Source organism: Myxococcus stipitatus DSM 14675, assembly GCF_000331735.1.
In the GTDB taxonomy this organism is placed as follows: Bacteria; Myxococcota; Myxococcia; order Myxococcales; family Myxococcaceae; genus Myxococcus; species Myxococcus stipitatus.
Map to the genome: position 1 here is coordinate 3,655,742 of NC_020126.1, position 18,571 is coordinate 3,674,312.

An 18,571-nucleotide genomic window follows, 5' to 3' on the forward strand; every position below is an offset into this window, starting at 1 on the left:
GAGGATAACGGGCGCCATGTCCTCGACTCGAAGGCCCGTGGACCACGCCGAGCGGATGTCGCGAGCCCTGCTGTCGCTGGAGGGGCTCTCGGTGGGGGATGGGTTTGGCGAGCGCTTCTTCGCGGCTCGGAGCCTGGTGGCCGAGGTGGTGGAGGCGCGCAGGGCACCGGCGCCCCCGTGGCCGTACACGGATGACACGGAGATGGCGCTGGCCCTGGTCCAGGTGCTCGATGAGCACGGACGGGTGGCGCAGGACCGGCTCGCACAGCTCTTCGCGAAGCGGTTCCGGGACAACCCCTACCGAGGCTACGGCGGCGGGGCGATTGAGATCCTGGAGCGGATTCATCTGGGCATGGACTGGAGGCCGGTGTCGTCGCAGGTCTTCAACGGCACGGGCTCCAAGGGCAACGGCGCGGCGATGCGCGTGGCTCCGTTGGGGGCCTATTTCGCGGACGACTTGCGGCGCGCGGCGGAGGAGGCGCGGCTGTCGGCGGAGGTGACGCACTTCCATCCGGACGGGCAGGCGGGGGCCATGGCCGTGGCGGTGGCCGCGGGCTGGGCCGCTGGGGCTCGAGGCCCCGCGCGTGAGCTGTTCGACGTGGTGTTGGAGTACACGCCGGCGGGAGCGACTCGGCGTGGGTTGGAGCGGGCGAGGGAGTGGCCGTTGGACACCACGCCCACGGCGGCGGCGAAGGAGCTGGGCAGTGGCTCCCGGGTGTTGTCGGAGGACACCGTGCCCTTTGTCATCTGGTGCGCGGTGAGGCACCTGGAGCACTTCGAGGACGCGCTGTGGGCCACGGTGTCCGGGCGCGGCGACATGGACACGACGTGCGCCATGGTGGGCGGCATCGTGGTGCTGGCCACGGGGCAGGGGGCGATTCCCGCGCCGTGGTGGACGGCTCGGGAGGCGCTCCAGCTTCGCGCGGGGCGGTGAGCGTCAGGGGTGGTGGCCGCGCTCGGCCATGAGGCCGAAGGTGCGCTGCCGGGCGCGGTGGAGGGTGCTCTTCACGGTGCCTTCGGGGATGCGCAGCATGCGTGCGATTTCGGGGTAGCTCAGCCCGCGCACCTCGCGCAGGTAGAGGACGTGCTGCTGCTGCTCGTTGATCTCCCGCATGGCGTCGGTGAAGTGACGCTTCATCTCGGTGCCCATGGCCTGGCTCTCCGGGGAGAGGGGCTCGAGCGGCTCGTGGCTCAGCCGCTCGCGGCGCTTGCGTGCGCGCAGCCAGTTGATGCTGCTGTTGACCATGACCCGGTGGAGCCACGTGGTCCACGCCGCGCGTCCGCCGTAGTCGGGTGAGCGCCAGGCCAGCCGGGCGAAGACGTCCTGCACCACGTCCTCGGCGTCATCGGAGTCGCCCACGATTCTCCGGGCAATGGCCAACGCTCGGGAGCGGTGCTCGTTGTAGAGCTCGGTCAGCGGCGGAAGGTCGATGGCGGCGGCGTGCATCACGGGCGGGCTCCTGAAGACCCCAACGGGGACCTTTCCTGGAACGCACCAGCCACCAAAAGGATCTACAGGCCCGTGATTCTCGAGTCGGGTCAGCGTCGGGCGGGGGGGATGCTCACCTCGGTGACTCCCTGCTCATCGAGCTCGAGGACGGTGGGGGGCCGCTCGCACTCCCACGTGGTGACGTTGACGAAGCACGTGGAGTCTCCGCGCCAGAGGCCGCCGTCGTCGTGGATGTGACCGAAGAGGTGCAGGCGGGGCCGGACGGCGAGCACGCGCTCGCGCAGGTCCACGCAGCCGCCGCGGCCTCCCACGGAGGAGCGGTCTCCGAAGCCCGCGGGAGGGCCGTGGGTGACGAGGACGTCGAGGCCCTCGGGGATGAGGGCCCACTTGCTGGCGAGTGGGGCTCCGCGCGGGAGGTTGAAGGCCCAGTCATTGTAGGCCGGCTGCCAGGGGCTCCCCCAGAAGCGCAGGCCCGCGACGGTGGCGCCGCTGTCCTGGAGGTAGACGATGTCGTCGCCCAGGAGCGCGCGGGCCTCCTCGGGGGCGTCGGCGAAGGACTGGTCGTGGTTGCCCGCGATGACGACCTTGTGACGGTAGGGGAGCCCCCGGAGCCACGCGGCGGCTCGGGCAAGCTCCTCGAGGTCCCCCGCGCGACACATGTCGCCCGCGTGGACTAAGATGTCACCCGGTGGCATCAGCAGCTCGTCATGGAAGAGGTGAGTGTCGGAGACGGCGACGATGCGCATGGATGAATCATGCCTCAGCACATTCTTGGCGGGCCATCGCCCGCGAAAGACAGCCGCGTACCTGAAGGCTGGTGCTTGCGTGCCTTCGCGGGCTGCGTCGTGGCGCGTTCCTCCTCTTTGCGTTGGGCCCGGGAGTTCACCTCGATGATGCGAGGAAGGCGTGGAGGGATGTTCGCGGCGAAGGTCCTGACGACGGTGATGCTCCTGGGCTTGCTGGGACACGGGCAGCGGGCTCCCGCTTCGGCGCCGCCTTCGCAGAGGCTCCCACCTTCCTTCGACGGCACGGGCCAGGTCCGGGTCCGAGTGGTCTCCTCGAAGGACCAGCGCCCTCTGGCGGGGGCCATGGTGGCGTTGCTGCGGGAGGCGCCTGTCGACATCACCGAACCGCTGGAGGCCGCGACGACGGACGCCCGGGGCATGGTGCTCTTCTCCGCGGCACCCGCCGGGGTGTTCAACATCTGCGCGAGAGGCGCGGGGCACGCGGAGTCGTGCGAGGAGAATGTCGGACTCGTCGCAGGAGGCGCCCTCGAGTCCTCGCTGGTGCTTCCTCCTGGGGCCTCCATCCGAGGGCAGGTCCTCCACGTCGATGGGACGCCCGCCGCGGGAGTGCGAGTGATGGCTGTCGGCACTTCGTATCACCCGCTGCAGATGCCCACTCAGGCCGTGACGGACGCCCTGGGGAACTACCACCTGGATGGAGTGTCTCCGACGGGTCCTCGCGTCCTGGCCTTCGATGGCGCGACGCCAAGAGACATCGACGTCTATCCCTTTCTCCCAGCCCTCGTGCCGTTTCGTTCGGAGGGGTGGGGGGCTCCTCGCAACATCTCGGTCGAGGAGGGAGAGCAGGCCCGACTGGACATCCAGCTCCGGGGGCTTGCCCATGTGATGGTGTTTCCCCGCCGCAACCCCGAGCAGGACTGGAGCGGTGTCGGGTCCGAGTCCGACGACAGGATCCAGCGTGTCTGGCTGTTCGAGAGGGGGCAGTTCACGCTGCCGCTGCGGCGCCAGGAGGGTGGCTTCTGGACGGGGCTCGTCGAAGTGGGACGCCGCGACCTGGTTGTCGTGGGTTCATCCGGGGAGCATTCCATTTCGGCCCCGGTGCCCCTGAGCCTGAGGCCGGGAGTCTCGTCGGTCATCGAGGCTCCCTACGGGCTGGACCCTTCCGGCACGGGCATGGCGGCATTGTTTCCCCGTCCACGCGAGTACGCTTCCTTCGAACTCGCGGGGCACGTCCTCCTGCCTGATGGCTCACCCGCGGTCGGTGCACGAGTCTCGGTGGAGAAGCCGTCGAGCAGCTTTGGAATGCGGATGCCAGAGGCGCCTGCGCATTGGCACTTCCGCTTCCAGGGCGCGGGCTTCGTGGTGAGACCTGGCGTGGGCTCACCGAGTGTCGTGCATGCCTGGCTCGAAGATGGTCGTGCCGGCAGCGTCACGGTGGAGGGCCAGGAAGGTGCGCGAGTCGTCGCTGATATCCGCCTCCAGGAGACGGGGGCCGTCGTGGGCCGCGTGAGACTGCTGAGCAGGTGGCCCTTCCTCCTGGCGCCGCAGTTGCTCGTTGATGAAAAGGACGAGCATCCGCTGACACACCTCGAGCTGGATGGACGCTTCATCATCGCGGGACTCCCCCCTGGGGGCCATTCGCTCAAGCTCAGCGGGAACTCCACGACGTACCGCTTCGTCATCCAGGCGGGAAGGACCACGGACCTCGGGTACCTGGTGCCGGAGCAATCGAGTGATGCGACACCGAGATGAGCGCTTTGCTGTCGCGGGCCTTCCTCCCGTCATGAACATAAGACCCATGCTGGATGGTTCCGCGCCGTATCCCTTTCACATCCAGGCAGGTATCGCCACGGATGTGAGGGGGACCTGTCAGCCTGGTGAGGGCTGGATGCCAACACGTGCCCATGACCGCCGCCTTCCCAGGAGAACCATCCGATGAATGGAAGACGTGGATGGAGGGTGGTTGCCGGCGTTGTGATGTCGTTCGTCCTGGTGTGGCTGCTGGGATGTGAGCGACAGGTCCCGGCCTCGATGTCTGTGCTCGAGCTCGCGTCGCCTCCACCTACGCTCCCTCCCTCCCTGGACGGAACGGGGCGGGTGCGCGTACGAGTGCTCTCCGCGAAGGACCAGAGACCTCTCGCTGGAGTGACGGTGGCGTTGCTGCGGGATGAGTGGCGCGAAGACCCCCGGCTGCCCCTGGAGTCTGCGATGACAGATGGCGAGGGCATTGCGCGGTTCTCCGCGGCGCCCGCAGGGGTGTTCACCCTCTGCGCGCGAGGCGCGCGACACGGAGAGTTCTGCGAGGTCGATGTCGGGCTCGTTGCGGGAGGCACTGTCTCCAGCACCTTGTTGTTGCCCCCCGGCGCCTCCATCCGTGGACAGTTCCTGCATTCAGATGGCTCGCCAGCCGTGGGGGTTCGGCTGATGGCTGTCAGTGGCGAGTCCGACCCGTGGCCCCGGATGCCCACGCAGGCTGTGACGGACTTCCTGGGCAACTACCACCTGGACGGTGTGACTCCCGGGTGGAGCAACATCTATCTCTTCGCCCCCGTCGTCTTTCCGTTCTCGACGGAGGGGCAGTACACGAACCGCGTGGTCGAAACCGTGGGGGAGATGGACGCCCAGCTCGACCTGCGGCTCGGGGACTTCGTCCATGTGTCGGTGAAGCCACAGCTCAGACACGTTCGAGGTGGAGCATTCAACCCAAGCGTCTCCAGCGTCTCGATGGAGTCTGTCTGGGGCTCCATTCCCCTGGAGCTTCGCGAGGACGGAAGCTGGACGGGGCGTGTCGAGGCGGGCGTCCATGTCGCGGAGGTGTTGGCCTCCTCCAAGGGAACCCATTTCGATGTCGAGCGGGCTGTGAGCCTGACGTCCGAGTGGTCGGTCGTCATCCCCGTCAAACATGTCTCCTTTGTGCCCGAGACGAAGGAGGACCCGGGTTGGTGGCCCGGCTCAGGCGGAGCGACCGAATACTTCGAGCTGGCGGGGCACGTCTTTCTACCCGATGGCCGCCCGGCGTCTGGAGTTCGAATCACGATAAGACAGTCCGGAGGCCCGACTCGATGTGGAAACGGGCCCTTCGTGCATCGGCACGCGCGCTTTGAAGGCTCGGGCTTCGCGGTGAAGGTTCCGACGTATCAGCGGTTCGTCGAAGCCTGGCTCGACAATGGCTACGCGGGCAGCCGCACGATTTCTGGCAGAGCCGGCGAACGCGTCGTCGCGGACATCCAACTGGAAGAGGCCGGCGCCGTCGCGGGTCGCGTGGGCTTCATTCCGTCTCCCACCTACCTCCAGGCACCGTACTTCTCCTTCGGAGATGGGGAATATCATCTCCTGAAGCACGTCGCTGAGGATGGACGCTTCGTCGTCGCGGGCATTCCCCCTGGCCGTTACTCGATGCGTGTCGAGCAGAGCTCCAAGACGTATCAGTTCGATGTCCAGGCAGGTGTGGCCACGGAGTTGGGGTACCTGCCACTCGATCAGCTCGAACGATGACGTTCCGGGGAGGCCGTCGTCAGCGAATGGGCTCTCCACCGCGAAGAGCCCATCCGAGGGTCTGTCCGCTGCTATTCCTGCTCGTCCTGCCGCGTCAGCCCCCAGTCCTTCAGGCGCTTGAACAGGGTGGAGCGGGCCACGCCCAGCTCACGGGCCACGCGCTCGCGGTTGTTGTTGAACCGGCGCAGCGCGGCTTCGACAATCTGTCGCTCGAGCTTCTCCAACATCTGCTCCAGCGTCATCCCAGGCGGGAGCTCCGGCACCGCGATGCCCGTCTCCTTGTTCATCTCCTGGTCGAACGTCAAATCGCTCGCGTCGATGACCGGGCCCTTGCGCATGAGCAGCGCGCGGTGCACCACGTTGCGCAGCTCGCGGATGTTGCCCGGCCACCCGTGGCCTTGGAGCCTGTCCAGCGCGGAGGCCGTGAAGCGCACCGTCTGCCCTCGCGGCGCGTACATCTTCACGAAGTGCTCGGCCAATGAGGCCAGGTCCGTCTTGCGGCTGCGCAGCGGCGGCAGGTGCAACGGAATCACGCAGAGGCGGTAGTACAGGTCCTCGCGGAACTTCCCCTCGCGCGCCGCCGCCAGCAGGTCCAGGTTCGTCGCCGCCACGACTCGCACGTCCACGTGCATGGGGCGGCTGGCTCCCACGCGCTTGATTTCACCGCTCTCCAGCGCGCGCAGCAGCTTGGCCTGCAAGTCCAACGGCAGCTCGCCAATCTCATCCAGGAACAGCGTGCCGCCGTCCGCCTCCTCGAAGGCACCCTTGCGCGCGTTCGCCGCGCCGGTGAACGAGCCCTTCTCGTGGCCGAACAGCTCGCTCTCGATGAGCTCCTTCGAGATGGCCGCGCAGTTGACCGGGATGAGCGGACGGTTCGCCCGCTGCGAGCACTGATGAATCGCCCGAGCCACCAACTCCTTGCCCGTGCCGGACTCACCCAGGATCGTCACCGCCGCGGTGGACGGCGCCACCCGCTCGATGACCTCCGCCAGGTTCCGCACCGCCATGTCGTTGCCGATGATGCCGTGGAAGGACGTGGTCTCCTTCTTCGTCCCGGACACCGCCTGCTCCAACACCAGCTCCGTCTCACCCACCCGCAGCGTCGTGGGCAGCGTGACCTCCGCCTCGAACACCCGCACCGGCCCCAGCCACGTGCCGTTCGTCGAGCGCAGGTCCACGACGTGGAACACCGCCTCCCGGCGCGTCACCTTCAGGTGCTTGCTGGAGGCGAACCGGTCCTGCAACACCAGGTCGCAGCCCGCGTCCTTGCCCGCCGTGAAGCTGTCGCCCGTGAGCCGGTGCACCGACTCATTCAAGCCCTGCTTCACGCGCACCTGCGCCGCCTGCCACCGCTGCGCATCCCGCGTCTGCACGGACGTGGTGTGTCCAATCTCCGTGGTGGACTCCGTGCCCTCGCCACCACCGCTCAGCCGGAACACCGCGCGCCACTGGCCCAACACCAGGTCCGCGCCATCCGGGAGCTCCGCGGTGGTGACCGTCTCCCCACTCACCACCGTGCCCTTGCCGGAGAGGTCCTCCACCCGGCATCGCGCTCCATCCCACAGCAGGGCCGCCTGCTGGCGGCTCACCTCGGGGTCTGGAATCGCGACGTCGCTCTGCTCGCCGCGCCCGAGCACCATCCGTGCCCGGTCCACGCCCACCCTCAACACCTCCTCGCCACGACGGAAAAACACCAGCTCCGGCATCCCGCGGACCTCCCTTGTGTCCGCGCTTTACACGTCCCGGCACGCGGACTTCAACCCCACGTGCCGGGGTGTGACGCCCCGTCCTACCGGCGAGGAAGGAACGTGGGCCGGTTGAGGAATCCGCCCAGCTTCGCTGCTCGGAAGCTCGGGTCCTTCTTGTCCGGGGGGAAGATGGTGATGCCCGCCGCGAGCAGGCCCAGCCGCTTCTGAGCCTCCGGGTCCAGCCGCAGGTTCACGTCCATGGCGGGCTCGCTGTACTCCAGTCGCTTGCCCAGCTTCAGCGTGCCAGTGGCCAGCGCCTCCACGTCCTCGCCCTTGAGCTTGAGCTCCTGCACGGTGCCCATGCCCTTCTCGAAGTTGATGCGCCCCACCAGCGCGCCCAGGGCCACCTGCGGCAGGTCCATGGCCATCGAGTTGCCTCCCCCCATGGGGATGGAGGCCTTGCCGCCCTTGATGATGAGGCCCTGCGAGTCGAGCGACAGCTCGCCATTCGCCAGCGACAGGTCCGGCTCCGGGCTCTTGCCCTTGGGCATCGTCAGCCGCAGCGCGCCATTGAGCTCGCCGTCCACGTCCACGCCCAGGAAGGCAGGCAGGTTGCCGTTGCTGACCCGCAGCTTGTCGAACTCCGCGCGGACCTTCGTGTCGCCCAGCCACCCCACGTCCACCGCCGCCGTCCCTCCCAGCGCGCTGGCCCGCACCGCCAGGCCGGGGGGGAAGAGGGTGGGGCGCACGGCCACGCTGTCGATGGTCACCGCCTCGCCCAGCTCCGCCGCGCCGACAATGCCCTCGCCGCTGACCAGCTGCGCCAGCGTCTCCGCGGTCATCGGCTGCGGCGGCTTGCTGACCCGCACGTGGGTGGCGGTGATGCCGGACAGCCCCGGCCGCAACGAGCCGATGCGCACCGCGAGCCCCGCCTGACCCGCCTCCGAGATGATGCGCGTGCGCACCATGTCATACGGGAAGGTGAAGAGCAGGCAGAGGATGAAGGCCACGAGCGCGAACGCGCCGTAGCCCACGACAACCTTCCAACGAGCGGGCTTGGTCTCTGAGGACATGGCTTATTGCTTCATCCGGTAGGTGGCCACGGTGGTCCACGCCGTCAGCAAGTCCGACGGACGGGGTTCGATGCGCAGGTACTTCACCTTCACCACGCCCGGTCCGCTCTCCACCGTGCGCAGGAAGTCGGTCAGCTTCCTCAGGTCCACATCGGAGAACGTCAGCTCCACGGAGCTCTCCATGATCTTCCCGTCGCCGATGCCCACGTCGCCCTTGGGCGTCATGTTGGGGACCTGGAGGCCCGCGGCCGTGGCCTTGTCCTCGATGTATGAAATCAGCTGCACGTTGCTCGACGTGAGCTGCGTCTCCACCGACTGACGGCTGGCCTGCGCATCGCGGAAGCTGGCCGCCAGCGCCTGCACCTCTTGCAGCTTCGCCAGCTTGTCCTGCGTGCGCTTGCGATAGCCGGACGCGCTGTTGGCGAACGTCATCAGCACCGCGAAGACGATGAACACCGCCACCGCCGCGCCGGCGATGGACACCATCCGCCGCTCACGGTCACTCAGCCGCTCGAACCACGTCTGCAGCGGCGCCAGTGCTTCCTGAAGTTTGGCCATGACTAGCTCTCCCCCCCTTCCGTCCCGGGGCACTGCACCTGGACATCCAAGCGGAACGTGACTTTCTGCCCGTCCCGGGTGCGCTCCACCTTGCCCTGCTTCACTTCCTTGAAGCAGGCATGGTTCTTCAGCGCGTTGGACAGCGTGTCCACCTGCTTGGAGGAGTCCGTCTCGCCCTGGAGGATGACGCGCTCCGTGTCGATCTGGATGCGGTCGAACTTCACCGGCAGGTCCTGCGGCACCTTCTGCGTCACCTCCGCCAGGAGGTTGACCGCGGACAGCTTGGGCAGCGCCGCCGCCGGGCTCTCCACGCCCTTGAGCATGTTGAGCGCGCGGTTGTAGTCCTTCTCACACCGCCCCAGGATTCGCTGCGTCGTCTCGCACAGCGCCGCGTCCACCTGCGCCTCGCGCCGCGACAGCACCGAGTTGCGCACCACGCCGAACGCGATGAGCAGGAGCAGGAGCGTGGCCGCGAAGGAGGCCAGGAGCCCCAGCTTGTCCTTCACGTAGTCGAAGTCACCCTTGAAGGCGAGCTCGCCCCGCCGGTAGTTGAACCGAGGCGCTCGCGCCCCGGCCGCATTGCCCCGAAGCGCCAGCGCGTACGCCTGCGCCGCCGTCGGCTGCTCCGCGGTGGGAATCGACTCCGCCGTGTCCGAGGGAAGCGCGAGCACGCGCACCGGCAGGTTCAGGTCCTTGGAGAGCTGCTCCGCGAGGCCCGGCATCCGCGCCGTGCCACCGCAAATCACCAGCGCGCCCACCTGCTGCCGCGTGCGCGCCGTGTACGCCTTCAGGGTGGGGCGCAGCTCGCGCAGCAGCGGCTGGAGCCCGCGCGTGAACGCCGCCGCGGCGCGCTCCGCGTCCGGCCCGCGCGCCGCGCTGGCCATGGCCCCGTGCTGCTCCTTCCAGTGGTGCGCCTCCGCCAGGGACGTCTGGAACTCCGTGGCCAGGGCCTTGCTCAAGTCCCGTCCGCCGCCCGCGAACGTGCGCGCGAACTGCACGCCCGTGCCCGGCTTGCCGACGGCCACCGAGGTGCGCTCGTGACCGATGTCCACCACGGCCACCACGCCGCCCTCGCCCGAGCCCTCGAAGAGGCCGGCCGCCTGCTGGAGCAGGTTCTGATAGGCGAGTCCCGGGTGCGTGACGATGCGCGGGTCCACCTTCAGCTCGGACAGGAGGTCCACCAGCGACTTGAGCTCCTCCTTGCGCACCACGCCCACCAGGAGGTCGCTGGCCTTCTCCTTGCCGTCCGTCTCCTTCAGGCTGACCACCTGGTAGTCGTAGACCACGTCGGAGATGTCGAACGGCAGCAGGCTGCCCACCTCGAAGGGCAGCGTCGCCTCGATTCGCTTGCCGTCGGAGAACGGCAGGCTCAGCGCGTGGGTGATGAGCGCCGGGCCGGGCAGGGCGACGACGACCTGGTCGGCGTGCCCTGGCGGCAGCTTGCCGAGCAGCTCCGTCACCGCGGCGCGCAGCGTGTCGGCGCGCTCGCCCTCTTGAGCGCGGCGCACCTCCACGAAGCTCCGGGTGGCGTGTCCTTTCGTCCGAGCCTCCAGCACCACGCCCTTCACGGAGTGGCTGCCCAAGTCGAGGCCAAGAATGCGGGCCATGCTATTCCTCTCTCCAGTACAGGAGCTTGCCCAGCGTGTCGTCCAGCCGGACCACGGCGGTCAGCGTCTTCTGGACGTTGCCCGCCTCTCCCACCGATTTGATGGTGAACGTCTGACTCTTGTCGCCGATGAGGCGGTTGCCCGCCACGTTGGACCTGACGGCGGGATTGGCGGCGATGCCGGCGCTCTCCACCACGGCCACGAAGTCCTGCACGGACATGCCGAAGAAGCTGAACATGCGCGCCGAGCGGATGCGAGTGATGAGCTCGTTGAGGAACACCGGGTCCTTCAACCGAGGGTCCGGCCGCGCCGGGTCCGCCACCGACATGATGGCCAGCCCCATCATCACCGGGTCGTCCGTGTTGATGTTGGGCCGTGAGTTGATGTCCGGATACACCGTGAGCCGGTCCTTGAACGCCGCCATGAACTGGTCGTTCACCCCGTGCACCCGGTACAGCTCGTCGATGCTGTCGAAGCGCGCGTTCTTCGGCTCGTAGCTCGGCTCATAGCGGCTGTAGGACCCTCCCTCGTCGGAGAAGCCCGAGGGCAGGGGATTGACGGGGTCCGTGCGGTTGATGGCGGAGCCCGTCTCATCGTCGTCCGCCCAGTCCTTGATGGCCAGCATCACGTTCTCGGGCGTGCTGCGCACCTTGTTCGCGTCGTCGCGCTGCCAGAGGAACTCGAAGCGCTTGTCCTCGAGCATGTCCATCAGCCGCAGCGCGGTGGGCAGCGCGTCGCCCGCGCCCGCCATCAGGCGGTGCACGTTGAGCTTCTCCTCCTCGTCGGAGATGGTCGACAGGAAGCAGCCCTCGAAGCCTCCGAAAGAGCGGCGCGTCATCTGCGCGGACATCTCCCGCGAGGCCGGGTCCTCTTCCCCGTCCATCTTGAAGCGCTCGTCGTCCTCGTCCTTCTCCTCGACGGGCGCGATGTCGCTGGAGGTCCCCTCCGCGCCTTCACTCTTCACCAGGCCCTTCAGGAGGTGGCAGTCCACCCGCGCCATCTTCCAGAGCTGGAGGTTGAGCGACGTGGGCTGCGGGGTGTTGCCCTGGTTGCCTTGTCCCTGGCCCCCCATGAGGCTGCCGAGCAGGGCCGCGGGGTTGGGGATGGGCGTCTGGTCCACCTGCCGCTGGAAGCGCAGGAGCAGCCGCGACATCGCCACGCCCGAGCGCGCCATGTAGTACGCGCGCACCTCGTCCCGCTGGTTGGCGGCGAGCTGCAGGTCGACGCGGCTGTTGTACGCGAACTCGGTGGCGATGACGGTCAGCAGCGCGATGGACACCACCGCGATGATGAGCGCCACGCCCCGCGAGCGCCGCTCACCGCGCGGGTTGGGCCCCGCTCCGGGCGCCGCGGATTTCGGACGGCGCCGCCGGGGCGCCTGCTGGAAGAAGGGCAGGGGCATCAGTACCTCGGCAGCTCGGTGTTCAACATGATGCGCGCCTGGGTGACATAGCGCGCTTCCTTGCCCGTCTCGTCCACGGCCGTCACCGTCATCCGCACACGCGTGGGCAGGATGCTCTTCTGCTCGAGCCGCCGCGTGTCCCACTCGTCATCCCATTCCTTCTTGTCGGAGTTCCAGTACTCGAACTCCAGCTTCTTCACGCCCTCCAGCAGCACGTCCGTCGTGCCGCCCCGGTCCATGCGGTCGTCCACGTTGGGATTCGTCCGCCGCTTCAGGTCCAGCCGCCCCTTCGCCTTGCGGTCGTCGCTGGGCTCCACGAAGTACTCCACCACCGCCTGGTCGGACTCCTTCACGTCCGTGTACAGCCGCTGGTGGGCGAACGTGGTGAACAAGAGCCGGTCGCTCTCTCCCACGAAGTTGGTGGGCCGGTCCTGCTGGTCGCGGAAGCGCTTCAGGTCGAACCGGTCGCTGACGTACGCGGAGCCAATCTCGCGCGACATGCGGTTCATCGCCACGCGCAGCTGCCGGTAGTGGTCCGCGTCCGTCTCCACCGTCTCCTTCGCCGTCAGGCCCGTCTGGAAGGCCATGGCCACCACCGTGCCCATCAGGGCGGTGATGGCCACCGCCACCATGACCTCCATCAGCGTGAAGCCACGCGCGTGTCGGGTCATCGGTCGTTCCTCTGGCTGCCTGGGAAGTTCGGGAACGGCGACCGGGTGCCTCCGCCAAGAATCCCGCCTCGAGGAGGCGTCGGCGTGCCGCCCCCGCCCTGCGGCTGCTGTGGCTGGCCACCGTTCACCCGCTGCAGCCACTCCGAGCGGCGCATCAGCGGCTGGCGCGTCTGCGGATGCAGCATGGTGCCGTTGGGGCCAGGGATGGGGTTCGGCACAATCATCCCGGGGCTGTTGGGGTCCACCCACTGGTTGTCCGCGCCCGGCGTGGTGCCCTGGTTGGGCGTGAAGCCGCCGTTGCGGTCCGAGCCCGGGCCGAGCGACACCACGTGCGTCACCAGGTCGATGCTCTCCACCTGGGTGCCTTCCTGCCAGTACACGGTGAGGTGCACCTCGCGCACCGCCTGGGTGAGCTGCTGCACCATCTGCGCGAACATGGGCTGCGCCATGCCCATGGCCGCGCCGCCCAGTCCGCCTCCCGCGGGCTGCGGACCGCTGGGCGTCTTGCCTCCCTTGTCGCCGCCCGCGCCGCCACCGCCGAAGAGGCTGGCGATGCCGCTCATCGGGTCGCTGGAGTCGCCGCCGATGGGCAGGTTGAAGATGGCGCCGATGAGCTGGTCGGGCGTCACTCCGTCCAGCTTCGGGGCGATGATGCGCGCCTTCCACTTGAACTGGGTCCAGCCCTCGTCGGAGAAGTCGCCGGACTCCTCGTCGTCGTCGGGCGAGAAGCCGTCGTCGTAGAGCTTCTGCTCCACGTCCGTCATCTTCGAGCGCGCCAGCAGCGACGCCACCGTGAGCCGCTTGGTGTAGACGTGGTTGGCCACCGCGCCCGCGTTCAGGTCGAAGATGGCCATCAGCGCCATCCCCAGGATGGCGAGCGCGACGATGACCTCCAGCAGCGTGAAGCCATGGGCTCGCTTCATCGCGGCACCTCCAGCGCTTCGTCGACGATGTTCACCTTGCCGGTGAGCGGCGACACATCCAGCGTCCAGACGTTGTCGCCCTGGCTCACGTAGACGTACGCCTTCTCCGTGTAGCCCTGCGGGAAGAAGTAGAGATACGCCACGCCACTGTCGACCGCCTCTCGCTGCTGGCGGGTCCAGATGGAGATGCGCACGTCCTCGGGCAGCTCCCGCGCGGGCAGCTCCTCGGACGTGAAGGACGAGAAGCGCGACACGTTCTCCACGCGCACCTTCTCGCTGTCCATCAGGTCCTGCGTGGAAGGCGTGTCGCCCCCGGTGGTGAGGTAGCTGCGCCGCTCGTCGCGGTCGCCCCCGCGGCTGTCACGCCGGGACCGCTCGCGCTCGCGGTTCTCGTCGCGCAGCGCGTTGTCGCGGTCCCTCGCCGTCGTCACGCCGCTCTCCGCGCACTCCGCATGGTAGCGTGTGGCCTTCTCCTCCTTGGGCTCGGGAATCTCGAACACCAGGCGGCACGTCTTGCCGCGCAGCGCCGCCGAGTCGTAGAGCGAGCGGATGGTGCCCGCGAGCTCGCCCGCCGCACCCTTCGCCTTGGCGCCGGTGAGCGAGCCGATGCCCATCACCGCCGCGGAGAACAGCATCGCGATGATGATGATGGCGATGGAGATTTCGATGAGCGTCAGGCCGCGCTGCGCTCGGCGCTGGGTCTTCTTCATGGAGCCCCCCCGTTGGCCAGCACGCCTCCACTGCTCAGGTCCGCGTCCAGACCCACGCCGCCCTTCTTGCCATCCGCGCCGTAGGACACGACCGCGCCGCTCTTGCCGTCCGTCCAGTACACGTAGGGATTCCCCCACGGGTCCAGCGGCACGCCGTCCATCAGCTTCGCGTCGATGAGCGGCTGGAAGCCCTCTTCCCGCGAGGGGAAGCGACCCATCAGCCGCTGGTGTGCCTTGAACTTGCCCTCCATCCTGCGGATGGCGTCGCGCGCCCGGCGCTGGTCCGGCGCCAGCGTGCGGTCCTCCGTCGCGTACACGAGGACGAACGCCAGCACGCTGGCCACCAGGATGATGAGCCCCAGCACGAGGCGCCCCAGACGATGGGGGCGGGCGGCCCCCGCGGGCGAGGGCGTCTGGGATGGATGGGAGTCGTGCTCGTTCATGCCCAAAGCCTGGTCAACACGCGGGAGCTGCGCGTTCTTCACTTCTTGCCGGCGGCCGCGTCCGCGGAGGAGATGTCCGCGTCATTGCCCTCGCCGCCCGCGGTGCCATCCGCGGCGTACGAGATGATGACGGGCTTGCCGCCCTCGTTCAGGTACACGTACTCGTTGCCCCACGGGTCCTTGGGCAGCTGCTCGAGCGTCTGCGCCTCCACCAGCGCGTTGAGCCCCGAGGACGTGTCCGGGTACTTGCCCTTCTTCGTGTAGTAGAGCTTCAGGGCGCTCTGGATGTTCTTGATGTCCAGGCCGGCCGTGTCCCGGCGGGCCGCCTCGAGCTGGGGAATCACCGCCACGCCCACGGCGGCGGCGATGAGGCCGAGGATGGTGATGACCACCATGATCTCAATCAGGGTCATGCCGCGGCGGTTGCGGCGGCGGCGCTGCTGGCTCTGGGTCGTCTGGCTCATGTCTGCTCTCACCTCGGGGTGACTTTCTGGCAAGCCACCGCATCGTGTTCAGGACTTCCTGTCAGGGGGCCCGGGGCCCGTCCACCACCCCGGAGGTGGGGGCCGTGGCCTGGGGCCCGTACAGCCGGGCCCCCACCGTCACCAGCGCCGCGGCGACGGCAATCATCGCCACCAGCGTCACGCGCTGAATCCAACGGTCGAGCGTGTCGTTCATCATGTCCGAGGCACCCCTCACCGGATGGCCGAGTTCACCTGGAGAATCGGCATCAGGATGGAGAGCGCGACGAATGCAATCACCGCGCCCATCACCACGATGAGCAGGGGCTCCAGGAGCGAGGTGAGGGCGCCGATGCGCACGTTCACCTGCGTCTCGTAGTTGTCCGCCACGTTGGTGAGCATCTCCTCGAGCTGGCCGGAGCGCTCGCCGATGGCGACCATGTGGTAGACGAGCGGCGGGAACTCGCCGGACCGCTTGAGCGGATTGGCGATGCTCTCACCCTCGCGGATGGAGTCGCGGGCCTTCTCGATGACCTCGGCCAGCACCGTGTTGGTCATGATGGCCTTGACGATGTCCATGGCGGCGAGCAGGGGCACGCCGCTCTTGAGCAGCGTGGACAGCGTGCGCGCGAAGCGGGAGATGGACAGCAGGCGCACCAGGCTGCCGACGATGGGCGCGTTGAGCGTGATGCGGTCCCACTTCGGCTTGCCCTTGGGGCTCTTCGTCCAGCGCACGAACAGCCAGCCGCAGAGCACCATGAAGGGGACGGCGACGAACCACCAGTTCTGGAAGAAGTTGCTCGTGGCGATGAGGACCCGCGTGCTCAGGGGCAGCGTGGCCTTCATGGTCTCGAAGATCTTGGTGACCTTCGGGACGACGAACACCATCAGCGCGACGAGGATGCCGCCGCCCACCACCATCATGATGGCGGGGTAGAGCATGGTGCTGAGGATCTTCTGCTGCAGCCGGGCCTGGTTCTCCGTGAAGTCGGCCAGGCGCGTGAGCACCGCGTCCAGGGCGCCGGAGGCTTCACCCGCGCGCACCATGTTGACGTAGATGCTGGGGAAGATCTTCGGGTGCTGGCCGAGCGCGTCCGCCAGGGACGAGCCCTCGTTGACGCGCTGCTTGATGTCGGAGAGGGCGCGCTTGAAGCGCTCCTTCTCCACCTGGTCCACCAGCGCGGTGAGCGACTCCACCAAGGTGACGCCCGCGCCCAGCAGCGTGGACAGCTGGCGCGTGAAGATGGCGACGTCGTCGGTGTTGACGCGACCGCGACCCAGCTTGCGCAGGTCGATGTCGCGCGCCACCAGCGCCGCGTTGGAGCCCTTGGCCACCGCGCCCCGACTGCCTTCCGCCTGTGCCAGCACATCCGTGAGGAAGATGCCGTCGGCTTTCAGCTTGGTGCGCAGCGTCTTGGGGGAATCCGCCTCCAGCAGGCCCTTGATCTGCTTGCCCGCGGAGTTGAGACCTCTGTACTCGAAGACCGGCATGGCTCGATGACCCCGGCCCCTCCCAGGGAGGAGCTGTCGGTTACATGTCCTCCTGGGTGATGCTCAGCACTTCGGCGATGGTCGTCTCTCCCAACGACACCTTGCGCGCGCCATCCTCCAAGAGCGTCGTCATGCCCTTGCCGGTGGCGGACTTCTTGATGGTGGAGGCGTCCACGTTCTTCAGCACCAGCTGGCGAACGTCATCGTCCACCGGGAGGAACTCGTAGATGCCCGTGCGGCCGCGGTAGCCGTTGCGGTTGCACGTGGGGCACCCGGTGGCCTTGTAGATGCGGTCCACGCCGTAGCGCTGCTTGAAGGAGGCGAGCGTGTGGCTCAGCTCCTTGAGCTCCGCGTCCGTGGGCTGGTAGGCCTCGCGGCAGTCGGGGCACACGCGGCGCACCAGACGCTGGGCGAGGATGCCCGTCAGCGAGGACGCCACGAGGAAGGGCTCCACGCCCATGTCCACCAGACGGGTGACGGCGCCGGCCGCGTCGTTGGTGTGGACGGTGGAGAGCACCAGGTGGCCCGTGAGCGAGGCCTGGATGGCGATCTCCGCCGTCTCCTTGTCGCGAATCTCGCCGACCATGATGACGTCCGGGTCCTGGCGCAGGAAGGAGCGCAGGCCCTGGGCGAACGTCAGACCAATCTTGGGGTTGATGGCCATCTGGCCAATGCCCTTGAGCTGGTACTCCACCGGGTCCTCGACGGTGAGGATGTTGAGGTCCGGGGTGTTGATCTTCGACAGGGCGCCGTAGAGCGTCGTCGTCTTGCCGGAGCCCGTGGGGCCGGTGACGAGGACGATGCCGTGCGAGCGCTTGACCACGGCCTCCATCGACTGGAGCGTGGCCTTGCTCATGCCAATCTCGGCCAGGTCCAGCAGCGTCGCCGTCTTGTCCAACAGACGCATGACGATGCGCTCCCCGTTGGTCGTGGGGATGGTGGACAGACGGATGTCGATGTCGCGGCCCGCCAGCTTGATGCGGATGCGGCCGTCCTGCGGCAGGCGCTTCTCGGCGATGTTGAGCTGCCCCATCACCTTCACGCGACTGACGATGGCGTTCTGGTAGCGCTTGGGCGGCTTGATGACCTCTTGCAGCACACCGTCCACGCGGAAGCGCACCAACAGCTCGCGCTCCATGGGCTCGATGTGGATATCGCTCGCGCGCTCCTTGGCGGCGCGGAAGAGGACCGAGTTCACCAGCCGGATGACAGGCGCTTCGTCATCCACGTCCAGCAGGTCCTGGGGCTCGTCCAGTTCATGGGCGATGGCGTCCAGGTCCTGCGTCTCCATCTCGTCGACGAGCTGCTCGGCCTCGTTGATGGAGCGGTCATAGACGCTGTTGATGGCGTCGGTGATGGTGCTCTCGAGCGCGAGCCGGGGGCTGATGCTCTGCCCCAGCAGCAGCCGCGCGTGGTCCATCGCGGAGGTGTCCAGCGGGTCCGCCACCGCCAGCACCACGCTGTCACCCTCCAGGGCCAGCGGGAGGATGTGCGACTGCTTGGCGAAGTTGATGGGGATGCGCTTGACGAGCTCCGCGTCCACTTCCTCCGTGAAGATGCGCGCCAGGTAGGGCAGGTCCAGCTGGTGGCCCAGCGCCTTGGCGACGTCCTCGGCGGAGACCGCCTTGAGCCCCACCAGCACCTCTCCAATCCGCCCGCCCTTCTCCTCCTGGGCGGCGAGCGCCTCCTGGAGCTTCTCCTCGGTGAGCGAGGGGACGAGCGCGCGGAGAATCTCTCCCAGCGGCCTTCCGCAGAGGAAGGCCTGCCCGTGGGAGACGACCTGGGTGGAGTCGTTCCGGGCGGTGGCCGTGCCAGTCACGGCGGGAAGGGTGGGGTCGGCGGTCACGTTCATG

At 68.1% G+C, this 18,571-nt stretch carries 18 protein-coding genes; 3 read left to right on the forward strand and 15 right to left on the reverse strand.

The features are described 5' to 3' along the window. Positions 1-16 precede the first annotated feature (16 nt). Positions 17-934: an ADP-ribosylglycohydrolase family protein gene (locus MYSTI_RS14220; protein ID WP_015348457.1), complete on the forward strand. Its 918-nt coding sequence runs from the start codon at positions 17-19 to the stop codon at positions 932-934. A 3-nt stretch (positions 935-937) separates the two neighbouring features. Here the strand turns inward: MYSTI_RS14220 and MYSTI_RS14225 are convergent, their stop codons facing one another. Together MYSTI_RS14225 and MYSTI_RS41765 are read right to left on the reverse strand one after the other, a co-directional pair. After that, positions 938-1,447, reverse strand: a complete 510-nt coding sequence (locus MYSTI_RS14225; protein ID WP_015348458.1) for an RNA polymerase sigma factor — start codon at positions 1,445-1,447, stop codon at positions 938-940. Positions 1,448-1,539: 92 nt separating this feature from the next. Further along, the gene (locus MYSTI_RS41765) at positions 1,540-2,196 is read right to left on the reverse strand and encodes a metallophosphatase domain-containing protein (protein WP_015348459.1); all 657 of its coding nucleotides are present in this window, start codon (positions 2,194-2,196) and stop codon (positions 1,540-1,542) included. Positions 2,197-2,340: 144 nt separating this feature from the next. On the opposite strand from MYSTI_RS41765, the gene MYSTI_RS14235 reads away from it, so the two are divergent. Together MYSTI_RS14235 and MYSTI_RS14240 are read left to right on the forward strand one after the other, a co-directional pair. Next, positions 2,341-3,948, forward strand: a complete 1,608-nt coding sequence (locus tag MYSTI_RS14235; protein ID WP_144370080.1) for a carboxypeptidase-like regulatory domain-containing protein — start codon at positions 2,341-2,343, stop codon at positions 3,946-3,948. A 456-nt stretch (positions 3,949-4,404) separates the two neighbouring features. Beyond that, the gene (locus tag MYSTI_RS14240; protein WP_144370081.1) at positions 4,405-5,691 is read left to right on the forward strand and encodes a hypothetical protein; all 1,287 of its coding nucleotides are present in this window, start codon (positions 4,405-4,407) and stop codon (positions 5,689-5,691) included. Between the two features lie 71 nt (positions 5,692-5,762). On the opposite strand, the gene MYSTI_RS14245 is transcribed toward MYSTI_RS14240, so the two are convergent. From MYSTI_RS14245 to gspE, 13 genes are all read right to left on the reverse strand, one after another. Then, positions 5,763-7,397 carry a sigma-54-dependent Fis family transcriptional regulator gene (locus tag MYSTI_RS14245; RefSeq protein WP_015348462.1) on the reverse strand — a complete coding sequence of 545 codons (1,635 nt, stop codon included), beginning with the start codon at positions 7,395-7,397 and terminating at the stop codon, positions 5,763-5,765. Positions 7,398-7,480: 83 nt separating this feature from the next. After that, on the reverse strand, positions 7,481-8,452 hold the full coding sequence (gene gspN / locus MYSTI_RS14250) for a type II secretion system protein GspN (protein WP_015348463.1): 972 nt from the start codon (positions 8,450-8,452) through the stop codon (positions 7,481-7,483). Positions 8,453-8,455: 3 nt separating this feature from the next. Next, the gene (gene gspM / locus MYSTI_RS14255; protein WP_015348464.1) at positions 8,456-9,010 is read right to left on the reverse strand and encodes a type II secretion system protein M; all 555 of its coding nucleotides are present in this window, start codon (positions 9,008-9,010) and stop codon (positions 8,456-8,458) included. Positions 9,011-9,012: 2 nt separating this feature from the next. Further along, complete coding sequence (gene pilM, locus MYSTI_RS14260) at positions 9,013-10,617, reverse strand: pilus assembly protein PilM (RefSeq protein ID WP_015348465.1); 1,605 nt, start codon at positions 10,615-10,617, stop codon at positions 9,013-9,015. Between the two features lies 1 nt (position 10,618). Further along, on the reverse strand, positions 10,619-12,019 hold the full coding sequence (locus MYSTI_RS14265) for a type II secretion system minor pseudopilin (protein WP_015348466.1): 1,401 nt from the start codon (positions 12,017-12,019) through the stop codon (positions 10,619-10,621). Beyond that, positions 12,019-12,690 (reverse strand): type II secretion system protein GspJ, encoded by a 672-nt coding sequence (locus MYSTI_RS14270; RefSeq protein WP_015348467.1) that lies wholly within the window; start codon positions 12,688-12,690, stop codon positions 12,019-12,021. Before MYSTI_RS14270 ends, MYSTI_RS14265 begins: the two co-directional genes overlap by 1 nt. Next, complete coding sequence (locus MYSTI_RS14275; RefSeq protein WP_015348468.1) at positions 12,687-13,613, reverse strand: type IV pilus modification PilV family protein; 927 nt, start codon at positions 13,611-13,613, stop codon at positions 12,687-12,689. The genes MYSTI_RS14270 and MYSTI_RS14275 overlap by 4 nt, the downstream gene beginning before the upstream one ends. Further along, entirely contained in the window at positions 13,610-14,323 is a 714-nt protein-coding gene (locus MYSTI_RS14280; protein WP_015348469.1) for a prepilin-type N-terminal cleavage/methylation domain-containing protein, read from the reverse strand. The genes MYSTI_RS14275 and MYSTI_RS14280 overlap by 4 nt, the downstream gene beginning before the upstream one ends. Then, complete coding sequence (locus MYSTI_RS14285; protein WP_015348470.1) at positions 14,320-14,766, reverse strand: type II secretion system protein GspG; 447 nt, start codon at positions 14,764-14,766, stop codon at positions 14,320-14,322. Before MYSTI_RS14285 ends, MYSTI_RS14280 begins: the two co-directional genes overlap by 4 nt. A 38-nt stretch (positions 14,767-14,804) precedes the next feature. After that, positions 14,805-15,230: a type II secretion system major pseudopilin GspG gene (gspG, locus tag MYSTI_RS14290; RefSeq protein WP_015348471.1), complete on the reverse strand. Its 426-nt coding sequence runs from the start codon at positions 15,228-15,230 to the stop codon at positions 14,805-14,807. Between the two features lie 61 nt (positions 15,231-15,291). Then, entirely contained in the window at positions 15,292-15,447 is a 156-nt protein-coding gene (locus MYSTI_RS43825) for a hypothetical protein (RefSeq protein ID WP_015348472.1), read from the reverse strand. A 14-nt stretch (positions 15,448-15,461) separates the two neighbouring features. Further along, complete coding sequence (gspF, locus tag MYSTI_RS14295; RefSeq protein ID WP_015348473.1) at positions 15,462-16,718, reverse strand: type II secretion system inner membrane protein GspF; 1,257 nt, start codon at positions 16,716-16,718, stop codon at positions 15,462-15,464. Positions 16,719-16,758: 40 nt separating this feature from the next. Further along, positions 16,759-18,570: a type II secretion system ATPase GspE gene (gene gspE, locus MYSTI_RS14300; protein WP_015348474.1), complete on the reverse strand. Its 1,812-nt coding sequence runs from the start codon at positions 18,568-18,570 to the stop codon at positions 16,759-16,761. Between the last annotated feature and the right edge of the window lies 1 nt (position 18,571).